Source organism: Halomonas sp. McH1-25 (assembly GCF_022348165.1).
GTDB lineage: Bacteria > Pseudomonadota > Gammaproteobacteria > Pseudomonadales > Halomonadaceae > Modicisalibacter.
The window spans coordinates 207,107-220,235 of record NZ_JAKRFI010000008.1 but is presented as its reverse complement, the minus strand read 5'-3'; the positions used below and the strand labels follow the sequence as shown (position 1 = coordinate 220,235).

At 61.2% G+C, this 13,129-nt stretch carries 17 protein-coding genes, 1 tRNA gene and 1 rRNA gene; 6 read left to right on the top strand and 13 right to left on the bottom strand.

Annotation, left to right across the window (positions count from 1 at the left end; translation table 11 throughout):
• Nucleotides 1–151 precede the first annotated feature (151 nt).
• Together rrf and MHM84_RS18370 are read left to right on the top strand one after the other, a co-directional pair.
• A 5S ribosomal RNA gene (rrf, locus tag MHM84_RS18375) occupies nucleotides 152–267 on the top strand.
• A gap of 399 nt (nucleotides 268–666) precedes the next feature.
• Nucleotides 667–864, top strand: a complete 198-nt coding sequence (locus MHM84_RS18370) for a hypothetical protein (RefSeq protein WP_239267971.1) — start codon at nucleotides 667–669, stop codon at nucleotides 862–864.
• Between the two features lie 88 nt (nucleotides 865–952).
• On the opposite strand, the gene MHM84_RS18365 is transcribed toward MHM84_RS18370, so the two are convergent.
• The 3 genes from MHM84_RS18365 to MHM84_RS18355 all read right to left on the bottom strand — a co-directional run bounded on the left by MHM84_RS18365 (nucleotide 953) and on the right by MHM84_RS18355 (nucleotide 3,773).
• The gene (locus tag MHM84_RS18365) at nucleotides 953–1,777 is read right to left on the bottom strand and encodes a Tim44-like domain-containing protein (protein WP_239267969.1); all 825 of its coding nucleotides are present in this window, start codon (nucleotides 1,775–1,777) and stop codon (nucleotides 953–955) included.
• Between the two features lie 92 nt (nucleotides 1,778–1,869).
• Complete coding sequence (gene yaaA, locus MHM84_RS18360; protein ID WP_239267967.1) at nucleotides 1,870–2,652, bottom strand: peroxide stress protein YaaA; 783 nt, start codon at nucleotides 2,650–2,652, stop codon at nucleotides 1,870–1,872.
• An 89-nt stretch (nucleotides 2,653–2,741) separates the two neighbouring features.
• Complete coding sequence (locus tag MHM84_RS18355) at nucleotides 2,742–3,773, bottom strand: NADP(H)-dependent aldo-keto reductase (protein WP_239267965.1); 1,032 nt, start codon at nucleotides 3,771–3,773, stop codon at nucleotides 2,742–2,744.
• 222 nt (nucleotides 3,774–3,995) lie between these two features.
• Here MHM84_RS18355 and MHM84_RS18350 point away from each other — a divergent pair, with 222 nt between their 5' ends.
• Nucleotides 3,996–4,499 carry a tetratricopeptide repeat protein gene (locus MHM84_RS18350; RefSeq protein WP_239267963.1) on the top strand — a complete coding sequence of 168 codons (504 nt, stop codon included), beginning with the start codon at nucleotides 3,996–3,998 and terminating at the stop codon, nucleotides 4,497–4,499.
• Nucleotides 4,500–4,628: 129 nt separating this feature from the next.
• Nucleotides 4,629–5,129, top strand: coding sequence for a hypothetical protein (locus tag MHM84_RS18345; RefSeq protein WP_239267961.1), 501 nt, complete (start codon nucleotides 4,629–4,631; stop codon nucleotides 5,127–5,129).
• Nucleotides 5,130–5,141: 12 nt separating this feature from the next.
• On the opposite strand, the gene MHM84_RS18340 is transcribed toward MHM84_RS18345, so the two are convergent.
• From MHM84_RS18340 to MHM84_RS18305, 8 genes are all read right to left on the bottom strand, one after another.
• Nucleotides 5,142–6,113 (bottom strand): NAD(P)H-quinone oxidoreductase, encoded by a 972-nt coding sequence (locus tag MHM84_RS18340; RefSeq protein ID WP_239267959.1) that lies wholly within the window; start codon nucleotides 6,111–6,113, stop codon nucleotides 5,142–5,144.
• Between the two features lie 26 nt (nucleotides 6,114–6,139).
• Entirely contained in the window at nucleotides 6,140–6,691 is a 552-nt protein-coding gene (locus tag MHM84_RS18335) for a TIGR00730 family Rossman fold protein (RefSeq protein ID WP_239267956.1), read from the bottom strand.
• Nucleotides 6,692–6,789: 98 nt separating this feature from the next.
• Nucleotides 6,790–7,311, bottom strand: a complete 522-nt coding sequence (locus MHM84_RS18330) for a DUF501 domain-containing protein (RefSeq protein ID WP_239267954.1) — start codon at nucleotides 7,309–7,311, stop codon at nucleotides 6,790–6,792.
• Nucleotides 7,280–7,612 carry a hypothetical protein gene (locus MHM84_RS18325; RefSeq protein ID WP_239267952.1) on the bottom strand — a complete coding sequence of 111 codons (333 nt, stop codon included), beginning with the start codon at nucleotides 7,610–7,612 and terminating at the stop codon, nucleotides 7,280–7,282. Before MHM84_RS18325 ends, MHM84_RS18330 begins: the two co-directional genes overlap by 32 nt.
• 56 nt (nucleotides 7,613–7,668) lie before the next feature.
• Entirely contained in the window at nucleotides 7,669–8,136 is a 468-nt protein-coding gene (gene ybaK / locus MHM84_RS18320; protein ID WP_239267950.1) for a Cys-tRNA(Pro) deacylase, read from the bottom strand.
• Nucleotides 8,133–8,543, bottom strand: a complete 411-nt coding sequence (locus tag MHM84_RS18315) for a thioesterase family protein (RefSeq protein WP_239267948.1) — start codon at nucleotides 8,541–8,543, stop codon at nucleotides 8,133–8,135. The genes ybaK and MHM84_RS18315 overlap by 4 nt, the downstream gene beginning before the upstream one ends.
• A 53-nt stretch (nucleotides 8,544–8,596) precedes the next feature.
• Nucleotides 8,597–9,412: a hypothetical protein gene (locus MHM84_RS18310; RefSeq protein ID WP_239267946.1), complete on the bottom strand. Its 816-nt coding sequence runs from the start codon at nucleotides 9,410–9,412 to the stop codon at nucleotides 8,597–8,599.
• A gap of 60 nt (nucleotides 9,413–9,472) precedes the next feature.
• The gene (locus MHM84_RS18305; RefSeq protein ID WP_239267943.1) at nucleotides 9,473–9,898 is read right to left on the bottom strand and encodes a hypothetical protein; all 426 of its coding nucleotides are present in this window, start codon (nucleotides 9,896–9,898) and stop codon (nucleotides 9,473–9,475) included.
• Between the two features lie 41 nt (nucleotides 9,899–9,939).
• Here MHM84_RS18305 and MHM84_RS18300 point away from each other — a divergent pair, with 41 nt between their 5' ends.
• The gene (locus MHM84_RS18300; protein WP_239267940.1) at nucleotides 9,940–11,091 is read left to right on the top strand and encodes a PatB family C-S lyase; all 1,152 of its coding nucleotides are present in this window, start codon (nucleotides 9,940–9,942) and stop codon (nucleotides 11,089–11,091) included.
• Between the two features lie 43 nt (nucleotides 11,092–11,134).
• On the opposite strand, the gene MHM84_RS18295 is transcribed toward MHM84_RS18300, so the two are convergent.
• Nucleotides 11,135–12,067 carry a co-chaperone YbbN gene (locus MHM84_RS18295; protein ID WP_239267937.1) on the bottom strand — a complete coding sequence of 311 codons (933 nt, stop codon included), beginning with the start codon at nucleotides 12,065–12,067 and terminating at the stop codon, nucleotides 11,135–11,137.
• Between the two features lie 22 nt (nucleotides 12,068–12,089).
• Between MHM84_RS18295 and MHM84_RS18290 the strand changes: the two genes are divergently transcribed.
• Complete coding sequence (locus tag MHM84_RS18290) at nucleotides 12,090–13,040, top strand: DUF3750 domain-containing protein (RefSeq protein ID WP_343218304.1); 951 nt, start codon at nucleotides 12,090–12,092, stop codon at nucleotides 13,038–13,040.
• On the opposite strand, the gene MHM84_RS18285 is transcribed toward MHM84_RS18290, so the two are convergent.
• Nucleotides 12,997–13,073: transfer RNA gene (locus MHM84_RS18285), tRNA-Met, on the bottom strand. The genes MHM84_RS18290 and MHM84_RS18285 overlap by 44 nt on opposite strands.
• Nucleotides 13,074–13,129: the final 56 nt, after the last annotated feature.

Here is a 13,129-nt window from a genome sequence, read left to right as displayed (position 1 = left end):
TTGACCATATAACACCCAAGGGGCCTTGCCAGGCCCGGGTGGCGGTCGCCACGACACACGGATACGCGAGTCGTATCGCTGTCAGCTTGATCACGTTGTAAAGCGCACCAGGTACTTGGGTGCTGCCTCTAGGCAGCACGCCACGCTTACGCCTGACGACCATAGCGAGCGGGTCCCACCTGACCCCATGCCGAACTCAGCAGTGAAACCGCTCAGCGCCGATGGTAGTGTGGGGCCTCCCCATGCGAGAGTAGGTCATCGTCAGGCATCTTTTCGAAAACCCCAGCCCAACCGGCTGGGGTTTTTTCGTTTGCGGGAAGGAACCCTAAAAAGCCCAGCGTGAGCTGGGCTTTATTTATGCCCGATAGCCGCCTAGCGGCAGAGCCCTTCCAGTGCCTCGCACAGGCTATCCATCTCGTCGTCGGTGCCGATGGAAAGGCGCATGAAGTCCTGCAGGGCGTCCGTGTTGAAGCTTTAATTCTGCGCCTGGTAGCTTTGCCGTTGCCTGGCGGTAGTGGCTTCACTGATTCACCACGCTTTGTGCCGGCCGAGCCGTTAAGCCTTCAATAATCATGAATACATACCGGGCAATTGACCTGCTAATTGGCGTTCCAGTAAAAAGACTTCTACGTTAGAAATGGTAAGTCATCCGTAAAGGAGTGGTACATGAAAGGAAGCCTATGGAAAACGCTGGGTCTGGCTGCAGTCGTGGCCATGCTGATGGGCGGGCTTGTCGGTTGTGAAGATGAGGGGCCCATGGAACAGGCTGGCGAGAATATGGATGAAGCGGCAGAGAATGCCGGCGATAGCGTAGAAGAAATGGGTGAGGATATTGAGGATTCTGCCGAGGAAGCTCAGAACTAATCGGCTGAGTTGCCATGCAGCTTGAAAGAAAAGAGCCGGGCCCAAGGGCCCGGCTCTTCATGGTGTTGCTAGAGGACTTGAGACGAGGTCAGGGAGCCGTATTCTGCTCAATACCCTGAATGTACCACGGCGCGCCATCCCGCAGGTCACGCACCAGGTGCCAAGTCTCGTTGAACTCATTCTGTTCGCCATTTTCATCCATGATGCCGTGGAACAGCACCGTGGCCTCCGCTTGGCGGTCGGTCTCGCGAACATCGCCTAGCTCGGCGAATAGGCGCACGATCTCGGTGCGGTTGTTGGCCGGTTGGTTGGCGCGCTCTTCACGCAGCAGGTTGTAAAGCTGCGGCGTTACGTACTCTTGAATGCCGCTGAGGTCATTGTTGTCCCAGGCGCGCTGCAGGGTCGTGAAGTGCTCCTTGGCACCGCCCAGGAAACGCTCCTTGTCGAACCATGCAGGGTATGCAGCTGCACCTCCGCCCAGACTGCTCGCCGTGAAAGCCTGCGGAGAATTGTCGGTGCGGGCCTGCGGTTGGTGACCATAGTCCTGCGGGCCACCGGCCGGTGCAGGCTGACGCTTCTTCCGGAACAGGCGGAAGGCCAGCCAAATGGCACCTGCAATTAGCAGCATGTCCAGCAGGCGCAGCTCATCGAAGGCGCCACCGAAGAACAGCGAAGCCAGTAGGCCACCGGCCAGTAGGCCTGCAAAGGGCCCAGCAAAGCGCGACAGACCTTGAGACGGCTGACGGGGCGGCGTGGCTGTAGCCGTGCGGTTGGGTGCCGCATCGGTAGTGTTCGCCGATCGCGAATAGGTGCCGAAGCTCTTGCCGCCGCCCAGGCGCTTGGCTTCTGCATGCTCGACTGCCAAGCCGAAGCCGAGCAGGCCGACCAGTAGCATGACAAACAGGTTTCTCATGGTGGTGTCTTCTCCCGAAGGGTAATGAAAAGGCTCGGAGCAGTTTACCCCCAGCCTTCGTCCCTGTCCCGATTCCTGCACGATAAGACGCCTCAGGAAGGATTTTGTTCCTTGCGGGTGAAGACCCAGGTGTCGCCTTGGGAGAGGGTAGGGTTGAAACGGTAACCGTCGATGTCGAATTCCTTGAGGCCTTCAGGATCATCGACTCGTTGCTGGATCATCCAGGCGGCCATCAATCCGCGGGCTTTCTTGGCATAGAAACTAATGATCTTGTACTGGCCGTTCTTGGCATCCTTGAATACCGGGGTAACGACTCGTGAGGAGAGACGCTTGGTGTCGATGGCCTTGAAATACTCGTTCGAGGCGAGGTTGACCAGCACGGGTGTACCGCTGTGGACGACGGCCGCATCAAGGTCCTGGGTCAGCCGCGCCTTCCAGAAGGCGTAAAGGTCTTTGCCGGCGTCGTTGGGCAAGCGGGTACCCATTTCCAGCCGATAGGGTTGGATCAGGTCGAGAGGGCGCAGCAGGCCGTACAGGCCAGAGAGAATTCGCAAGTGGTCCTGGGCGAAGGTGTTGTCCGCCTCGCTGAACGATGCGGCATTCAGTCCCACGTAGACGTCGCCTTGAAAGGCCTGAACGGCCTGTTTGGCATTCTCGAGGTCGAAAGGCGGAGCCCACTCGGCGAAGCGCGCGGCATTGAGGCCGGCCAGCTTGTCGCTGATGCCCATCAACTCGGCAATTCGCTGCGGAGAATAGTCACGCAGGATATCGATGAGAGCCTGGCTCTGTGGCAGGTAGTCGGGCTGGGTGTGAGTCGAGGTGGTCGGAGGCGTGTCGAAATCCAGCGTCTTGGCCGGGGAGATTACGCTCAGCATTAAGAGCTCCTGCATCTTGTGTCATGACGGGCAAGTATACCAAGCGTGACAGCGGGGGCCGATGCGGCCTCCGCTATCGCGTTCATAGTTCAAGGGCAGGGGTTGGAGAGGCGGCGATGTACCGTATCTATCTCGTCGATTACGGCCTGATCGAGTGATAAGTTCTCGCTGGCCAGGTTGCTTTCCAGTTGCTCCATGGTCGTGGCCCCGATGATATTGCTGGTCAGGAACGGGCGCGAGTTGACGAAGGCCAGTGCCATTTGTGCCGGATCGAGGCCATGCCGACGAGCGATATCGATATAGGCGTGGGTGGCTTCGTTGGCCACCTCCGAGGTGTAGCGCTTGAAACGCTCGTATAAGGTTAGACGGCCTTTGGGTGGCTGGGCGCCATCGAGATACTTGCCGGACAGCACGCCGAAGGCCAAGGGTGAGTAAGCCAGCAGACCGACCTGCTCGCGGTGGGCGATTTCGGCCAGGCCGACCTCGAAGCTGCGATTGAGCAGGTTGTAGGGATTCTGCACGCTGGCCACGCGCGGCACACCGATCGTGTCGGCGAGGTGCAAGCTATGCATGACGCCCCAGGGCGTCTCGTTGGACAGGCCGATGGCGCGTATCTTGCCAGCCTCGACCAGTTCTTTCAGGGCTGTCAACGTATCCGCCAAGGGCGTGGCGGTCTCTTCCGGGTCCGGCTGGTAGCCCAGCTTGCCAAAGAAGTTGGTGCTACGGTCCGGCCAGTGCAATTGATAGAGGTCGATGTAATCCGTCTGCAGGCGCTCGAGGCTGGCGTCGATAGCCTGATTGAGATGTTCTCGGGTCAGGCGTGGCCCGCCGCGGATGTGCTCCATGCCCGGACCGGCTGCCTTGGTAGCGATCACCAGGTCGTCACGCTTGCCGCGGGCCTTGAGCCAGCTGCCGATGAAAGCCTCGGTACGCCCTTGCGTCTCGCCCTTGGGCGGGACCGGGTACATCTCGGCGGTATCGATGAAATTGATGCCGAAATCGATGGCGCGGTCGAGCTGCTCGTGAGCCTCGGCTTCGGTGTTCTGTTCGCCGAACGTCATGGTTCCCAGGCAGAGTCGAGTGACATCGATTCCCGTTCGGCCAAGTGGTCGTTTCTGCATCCTGCAGGCTCCAATACTATTAGAGAAAAGACCATGGTAGCGAGGGCGGGAGAAAGCGGCAAACGAGGGTTGAGTCGGGCCTGCGGGGGGCGTATGCTTGCCCACCGTCGATCCGGCGGAGTCCGGATGGTTGGCAGCAAGGAGATGAAGCGTAGGCTGGCTCTAGATAGAGCTATATTCGACGTTGTCACCCTAGGCAAACTGGATTCAAGGTTCTTAACCATGCCGCAGGCATCTTCCCTGTTTACCCGGCTCGAATATCGTCTGGCCGAGCAGTTATTCCAAACTCGCTGGTTGCCGCGTTCGCCGCGTACCCAGCGCCTGACCATGCATCTTTTCCAGCGCTGTGCCGAAGCCGGGCACACGGCGGCGCTTTCAGTGTATGGCAACATGCTGTTCCATCGCGGCATGACGCCGCAGGACAAGGCGCGTGGCGCTCGCTATGTATTGCAGGCGGCACAGAGCGGGGATCCCGAGGCCCAGTATCAGGCTGCGCTGATCTACGAACATGGCTGTGCCCAGTATCCTCAGCGCACCGATAATGCCGTGACCTGGTATGCGCGTGCTGGAGAGGCAGGCCATCGTCTGGCAGCCAGGCGTCTGGCCCAGGCCTATTGGCAGGGTGAACTCGATCTGATGGTCGATACACAGCGGGCAGCGCACTGGCAGGCAATTGCCGACCAGCCGGTCTACAGTGCCGAGTTAGGCAATTCGCAGACACACTGAGCGATAAGCCAAGCCTGCAGATGCGTTTAATCCAACGCCAGGCAAGTCCGGGCATTAGCCCGGATTTCATGTTTACATAGGCAGGGTCTATAGCCGAGTCGTCTAGCCCGAACCAGATAGGAATGTGATGTGACGCTGCCCATCCTGCTCGATATCGAAGCGTCCGGTTTTGGCCGGGGCAGCTATCCTATAGAGGTTGGCTTGGCGCGCAGCGATGGCAGCACCTGCGCCTTTCTGATCCAACCGATCACGGAATGGACCCACTGGGACCCCAAGGCCGAATTACTGCATGGGATCTCGCGAGGGCGTCTGCAGCGCGAGGGGTACCCCATCGTCGAAGTGGCCCGCTGGCTCAACGACGAGCTCAGCGAGACCGGAATCGCCTACAGCGACAGTTGGGGTTACGACAATACCTGGCTGTCGTTACTGTTTCACCATGCCGGCATGTTGCCGCGCTTTCGCCTCGAAGCCCTGCGTCGACTGCTCAGCGACACGCAGCTTGCATTATGGAAGCGTACCAAGGAAGCCTTGGTGGAGGAGTGCGGAATTCGTCGCCACCGGGCCGGCGAAGATGCCCGATTGCTGCAGTTGACCTACCAGCATACTCTCGACCCGGCAGCGTTCCGCTAACGACACGGCGGGCTACCCCTCACCGCTCACCGACAGCAGGACCTTGCCGACACTGGCATTGCTTTCCAGATAATCCATAGCCTGCTCGGCATCCTGAATCGGCCATTCGCGATCGATCAACGGGCGAAGCTCATTGCGTGCCAGCCGCGGCCAGACATGGGCATGCAGTGCATCGAGAATGGCTCCCTTGCTCTGGGGTGTCTTGCTGCGTAGTGTCGAGCCTATCAAGCGTTGGCGCTTCATCAACATGCGTCCCATATCCAGTTCGGCGGTGCGCCCGCTCATCAGACCGATCAGCACCAAGCGTCCGTCCACGTTGAGGACCTGTTGATTGTCAGGCAAGTAGCTGGCTCCGACCGGATCAAGAATCATGTCGGCGCCGCCCCACTCCTTCACTGCTTCGACGAAGCTGCCCTGGTGACGGTTCCAACCGGCAGCGGCACCCAAGGATAGGCATTTCTCCAGCTTGTCGTCGCTGCCCACGGTCACGAAGCAGGGATGACCGAAGGCACGACAGAGCTGGATGGCTGCCGTCCCGACACCGCTGGCACCGGCATGCAGCAGCACACGCTCTCCCTGACGCAAGGCACCTTCCATGAACAGGTTGAGCCAGGCGGTGGCGAACACCTCGGGCAGAGCCGCTGCCTCGCGCAGGCCAAAGCCCTGCGGCAAGGAGAGTACCTGGGCCTGGTGCACGATGACCTCTTCGGCATAGCCGCCACCGGCGAGCAGGGCACAGACCTGCTGACCGATATCGAAGCCTTCGACTCTCGCCCCTTTCTCGACAATCGTGCCGCTGACCTCCAGTCCCAGGATCTCGGAGGCGCCGGGAGGCGGCGGATACTGACCTGCACGCTGCATGAGATCGGCCCGGTTCATCCCGGCCCAGGCGACCTTGATGCGTACCTCATCGGGGCCAGGGGCGGGCAATGGCGGCTGTTCCTCCCAATGGAGCGATTGGTCGTCGAACGTGATGGCGTACATGGCATCTCCTTGTGCCTTGAATGTCCTCAGACCGGCTTGAGACGGGCTTCGAAACTGTCCAGCAAGGATTCGGGCGTGCTTGCGTGCTGAAGCTGCGCGCGCGTTCGTGCTGCAAGGAAGCCGGCATCGACGGCATTGTCCAGAAAGCGTAGCAGGGGCTGGTAGAACCCGGCGACATCGAGCAGGCCCACCGGTTTGTCGTGCAGACCGAGATACTGCCACGTCCAGACTTCGAACAGCTCCTCGAGCGTGCCGATGCCGCCGGGCAGGGCCACGAAGGCGTCGGCATGGGCGGCCATGCTGGCTTTACGTTCGTGCATGTTGTCGACGCGGATCAGCTCGCTCAGGCCGAGATGAGCCATTTCGCGATCGACGAGGTGGTGGGGCATGACGCCAATCACCTCGCCACCGGCATCCAGGGCGGCATCGGCTACGGCGCCCATCAGGCCGATACTGGCACCGCCATAGACCAGGCCCAGGCCGCGCTCGGCGATGCCGCGCCCCAGTGCGACGGCCGCTTCACGAAAACGAGGATCGTGGCCTTCGCGCGACCCCAGATAGACACAGACTCTGGGCATGGAGTTCCCCCTGCTTTTCCCAGCAAAAGCGCTGATATTAGCATTGCCAGAAACGAAAACGGACGCCCTAAAGGCGCCCGCTTATCGCTCGGGACTGACTAGGGCAGGCAGTCGATCAGCCCGTACTCGGCATCCAGCCATTGGCCGATGACATTGTTGCCACACAAATGATGGGCATACTGAGTGTGCAGGCAGCGCACCTGATCCCAATTGGCGATCCCACCGATGCCGCGTTCGCGAAACAGTGAGGTATAGCCTTGGCGCTCGGCCTGATCCCGGTGAGCCTCGTGCATGTAGTGCCAGCGCTGGGCCACATAATCCTCATGGCTGCGATGGTAGTCTGCCAGAAAGGCAGGATCGTCTTGCAGGCGCGCCTCGAGCTGCTTGATTACGCCGCTGGCCTCGATGCGTGACAACTCGACCTTGAGCAGATCGGAACTCAGCCAGTACAGCGTGGGGAAGGGTTTGTCATCGACGATGGACGCCATGCGCAGCACCAATGGCGTGCCCTGGCCGTCGGTAGCGGTCACGGCCTGGATACCGCGCGGCGTTCTGCCAAGTTGTTCGGCAATGATGGCCAGCTGCGCATCAGTGGGTATCTGGTCGGTCTGGATCAACATCGTTTCCGGAGTCCCGCAGAAATTTGTTGGAGTGCGCCACGCCGCGGAAAAACGCCTGGTTGAGCTGAATCGGGGTAGGCGCATAGCCCCACTCGCGTTCGCAGTAATCGTTGGCGCGCGCGATCAGGACGTCGTACAGGCGATTGAACGGGGCATCATAATCGTAAGGATCGGCGCCGAACAAGCGGATATGCGGGTAGTCTGCGAAGCGCTCGATGAAATAGCGCTCCAGGTCGGCTTCGACGGCACGGTGTCGCTCGACATCGTCCGGTGAAATCCACAGGTCGTAGCGAATGGCCATGCAATGGCTCCGGCTGGAGGGTAATGCGTGTTTGACCGCGAAGGAGGGTGAAAGGCTCAAGGCCGGCTAAGTGGTGCTAGGCGTGCTTGGGTGAGTCGTTGCAAGTCCTCAGGAGCGAGGCCGATTTCCAGGCCGCGTCGACCGCCACTTATGTGCATGCATGCCAGGTCGGCGGCGCTGGCGTCGATGAACGTCGTCAGGCGCTGCTTCTGGCCCAAGGGGCTGATGCCGCCCACGACGTAGCCCGTGGCACGTTCGGCCTCGACAGTATCGGCCAGGGTGGCCTTCTTGCCGGCCGCCGCCCGGGCCAGCGCCTTGAGGTCGAGCATGCCCGAAACCGGCACGACGGCGACGACGAGCGTGCCGTCGACCTTTGCCAACAGCGTCTTGAAGACGGTATGTGGCGCCAGGCCGAGCAGCCGGGCTGCTTCCTCGCCATAGGCGGCGCTCGCCGGATCGTGCGGATATTCCTGCAGCTCGAAGGCGACCTTGGCACGCTTGAGCGCCTGCACGGCCGGTGTCATGCGCCGGCCTCGGCCGTATCGATGAGATGCGCCTCCAGAGCATGGCGTACCTCGTCGGGCAACGGCGCGGCACGCTTGGTCCCGTGATCGTAGTGCACAAGCACGGTGTTGCCGCGCGCTCCCGGGCGACCATTTTGCCAGGCTTCCTGAGTCACGGTGAACGAGCTGTTGCCCAGCCGCGAAATCCAGGTGCGAATCTCGATATCCTCGCCATAGAACAGTTCCGCCAGGAATTCGACGTCGAGCCGGGCCATGATCAGCGCCCACTTGCGCGGATCGAGGTCGGGTGTGAACAGGCGGAATAGGTCGTTGCGGGCCAGTTCGAACCACGCCGGCAAGCGTGTGTTGTTGATATGGCCCAGGGCATCGGTGTCGTAGAAAGCGGGCTCCAGAGTGCGGGTGAACATCGGCGGATCCTTGTCGAATGGCATGTCAGAATGCCGCCCGATCAAACGCTAGGTCAAGCTTTGGCGGCTAGGCGCGAGCGCTGCCAGTAGGCTTGTAGACGTGTCCATAGAAACAACCATACGGTGGCCACAGCAAAGCCCGCCAGCGTACCCAGGGCCAAGCCCAGCGTGGTGTAGGTCAGTGACACGCATAGTGCATAGCAGAGCAGGGAACCGAGGCCGGCCGGATAGTGCTTGATGACTGTGGCAACCGGGGCCGGACCATGCGTCAGGTGCAAAATCACCAGGAAGGGGTACATGGTGACCGGAAACGCTGCCAACAGCCCTGCCCAGGCCGGAGGCAGAACATGTGCCAAGCCGGTAATCGCAAAGATGATCACCGCCGCCAGCAGGGCGCGGAATAGCACGCTGGCCCATGAGACGCGCCTGCGAGCGCCGGTACGCTGGTCGGGAACCTGCCGGTAGAGCCAGGTAAAGATCCCGATGGCCGCCAGCGTCGTCAGTGTGCCGCCAAGACGGTCGAAGTCGATCTGTGCCAGTACGGCACTGGCTGCGAGCCAGCAGGCCAAACCGCCCAGGGTGCCGGTCGCGATGCCCGGCAGGCCTGCACGCCGCCCACACAAGAGATATCCGCCCCCCAAGGCCAGGGTCGCTGTGAATCCCGCCAGCGTATGAACGGCACTGTCGGCGGCAAAGCCGGGTGAAATCTCGAGGCCGATGAAGAACAGAGCAATGGCTGTGCCCAACGGATAACCGGACAGTAGGCCGGCCACTCGTGGGCTCACGCGTTCGGCGATGGCCGCCAGGCCAAGCACGACTCCGACCGAGACCAACAGCTTGGCAAGTTGCCAGGTAAAGGGAACGTCCAAGGGCGACTCCTGAGCAGATGAGAAGCGCCGCCATAGGGCATGCCCGGGCGGCTAGCCCAACTATATCAAACGCTGGGACTGTAGGTCGGCCCAGGCTTGCTCGAGCGCCGGGGTCAGGGGCTCGCGCAAATGTTCGGGCAAGGCCTCGCGCGCCTGCTCGAACGTCTCGAAACTGCGATTGCGCAACCAGCAGTAGGCCCAGGCGCAGGCTTCCAGCTCATCGTGCGGTACTGGCTGGGAGGGTATCTGCACTAGCAGAAACAGCGCGCTACGCATGGCCCATTGCGGCGGTTGGGTATCGCTGCTCCATTCTCGCAGGGTCGCTCCGTTGGGCGTGTCTTGAGGCTCGCCGAGGTTGGCCAGGCGGGCCGTATCGGCAAGAATCTGCGCCAACCGGTCGGGATCGGACTGACCGACGAGCATCCAGTGGCCAACCAGACGGGGCCCTCCGCGCATGGCCTTGGCATAAAAGAGGCTTTCAGGCATGTTCTTCCTTAGGGATCACAGAGTTTCGACATGGAGAGACCATGCGCTTCGATTTTGCCACGTCCATCGACCGTCGCCAGTACCCATCGCAGAAATGGCAGCGCTATGCCCCGGATGTGATGCCTTTATGGGTCGCCGATATGGACTTCGTATCCCCGCCGGCCGTGATCGATGCCCTGAGCGAGCGGGTCGCGCATGGTGTGTTCGGTTATGGGCGAACACCGGATAGCCTGCGCCAGGCGCTATGCGAGTGGAGCGAACGCCATTATCACTGGCCGATCGAACCCGGCTGGCAGGTATGGTTGCCGGGTGTCGTACCGGCACTGCATCTGGCCAGCCTGGCCTTGACCGAGCCTGGCGATGGGGTGCTGACCGTCACGCCTATCTATCCGCCGTTTCTCAAGGTCGCCGAGCGTAGCGGGCGGCTGGCGCAGACCGCGAACCTTGCCGAGCCCGCTTCAAGCGGTGGAGGATGGCGTCTCGATCGCGATGCGCTGGAAGCCGCCATCACTCCTGAGACCCGGCTGCTGCTATGGTGCCATCCACACAATCCTACCGGACGCGTCTGGAATCACGATGAGCTGGCGATCATTGCCGAACTGGCCGAACGCCACGACCTGATCGTCGTCTCCGACGAGCTGCATTGCGATTTGATTCTGGACGATGAGCGACACCATCCCTTGGCGGCAGCGTTTCCAGAGTTGGCCAAGCGGGTCATTACATTATGGGCACCATCCAAGACGTTCAACGTGGCTGGCCTGACCTGTGCCTGTGCCGTGGTTGCCGATGGCAAGCTGCGACATCGGCTGCAGGATGCCATGCGTGGTCTGATGCCGGATATCAACGTATTGGGCCTGCTGGCCGCCGAGGTGGCTTACCGTGAAGGTGAGCCGTGGCGTCAGGCACTGCTCGAAGTGTTGCGCGACAACCGGAACTGTCTCAGTGAGCATGTAGCGCGGTGGCCAGGGGTCGATTACCGTGAACCGGAATCCACCTACCTGGCCTGGCTGGACATGCGTGGAGCGGGGCTGGGCGAATCGCCCCAACGGACGTTGCTCGATCAAGCCAGGGTCGCTCTGTCGGATGGTGCCGACTTTGGCTGGCCCGGTTTCGTGCGCCTGAACTTCGGAACACCTACGGCCCTACTGCAGCAAGCGCTGGCGCGGCTCGATACGCTGCTTGGCGATACATGACGATGTGCGGCGGGCCGGGCCCGCCACTCGAGCGCTCTGTGACTCAGTACAGCAGGGCGAAAAGCTTGCGCCGGTAAGTCACTGTCAGAGGATGCTCGGCACCCAGGGCATCGAACACACGCAACAAGGTCTTGCGTGCTGCATCGTCGCCATAGGCTCGATCGCGCTTCATCAGGGCGAGCAGGGCATCCAGGCCAGCTTCGTATTGACCGTCGGCCACTTGCCGCAAGGCGCGGCGGTATTGGGCTTCGCTATCATCGCGACCTTCCAGGGCGGCCAGCTCTTCAGCACCGGGGGCCTCCTCGCCGAACTCGAGACGGGCACGTACCCCGCGCGCCTTGGCGCTATCGCGGTGTTCGGGAGGCAGATTATCGAGAATTGCCCGAGCGTCTTCGGGATTGCCCTCGGCCAGTACCGCACTGGCCAGGCCGATCTGATAATCGTAATGATCGGGGTATTCCTGGCTCAACTGTTGATAGATGGTGCGCGCCGTTGCTGCATCGCCAGCGGCGATGGCAGCTTCGGCTTGTTCCTCAGGGCTGGCCGGCGCATCCTGAGGAGCTTCGATGTATTGGGCCAGCCACTCACGGATCTGTCGCTCGGGCAGGGCACCCTGAAACTGATCATATAGTTGACCCTGAATGATCAGTTTGACGTCGGGAACCGAGCGAATCCCGAGTTGTGCGGCAATCTGCTGGTGCTCCTCGATATTGAGCTTGGCCAGGACGAATGCGCCGGCATATTCATGGGCCAGTTTTTCGAGTATCGGCATCAGGTTCTTGCAGGGTTCGCACCACGGGGCCCAGCAGTCGAGCAGTACTGGTGTCGTGGCCGAGCCTTCCAGCACGACCTGCTGAAAGTTGGACATGTCGACGTCGATGATGTAGCTCGACGGGTCGGCCTGTGTGCCGCTTGGCTGCTGCGAAGCCTCGGGTGTGTTGAGCGGGGCTCCAGTACGGGGATCGACAATCGGCATAACGCTTGGCCCTATTGAGAGAATGGGTATTTCTTTCCAGATGCGGGCCGGTAAGCAAGGATTCAAGGGGACGACACCCATGAAACGATGGATGACCCTGTGTCTGCGCAGTCTCGCTGTAGTGGGGCTGGTCGGAATCTTGATGCTCGGTGGGCCGCTGGTCATGCTTGCCGGTTCAAGCATTGACCTGGACAGCCACTGGTCGACCGCGGATCGCTCGGCGGCGGGGTTGGCTCCATCTCCCGGGGAAGCCCGCGACGCCATCGTGCAGGTCTACGCAGCGCGCGCCTTCAATTGGCGGGGTGCTTTCGGCGTCCATACATGGATCGCCACCAAGGCCGAAAATGCCGCGTACTACCGTGTCTACGAAGTGACCCGCTGGCGTGGAGCGGTGCATGCTTCCCGTCAACGGGCCCCCGATCGGGCCTGGTACGGCAACCCGCCACAACTTCTGGCCAGCTATCGTGGCGATGCCGCCGCACGGCTGATTACGCCTATCGACGCGGCTGCCACTGACTATCCACGTGCCGGCCAGTACCGTATCTGGCCAGGGCCCAATAGCAATACCTTTACGGCCTGGGTCATCCGCCAAGTGCCCGGCCTGCGGGTACACCTTCCGCCTACGGCGATCGGCAAGGATTATCTGCTTGAGGGCTGGGTCGCGAAGGTGCCCAGTGAGAGCGGCTACCAAGTTTCGTTGGGCGGCCTCGCCGGGTTGCTATTGGCGCGTGACGAGGGCATTGAGATCAACATTCTGGGCTTGGTCTTCGGCATCGACTATGCCATGCCGGCGCTCAAGTTTCCGGGCATTGGTCGTCTGGGGCTCGAGGCGTCGGTTTTGGGCCAATCGACGAATGATCAACCTGGCGACAGCGTTGAAACGACAGGCAAAGAAAAAGCCGACCCATTGGATCGGCTTTTTCCATATTTGGTAGCGGGGACCGGATTTGAACCGATGACCTTCGGGTTATGAGCCCGACGAGCTACCAGACTGCTCCACCCCGCATCAGACTGTGGAGCGTATTCTACGGATTTTTTGCGTTGCGTCAAGTAGTGAATGCT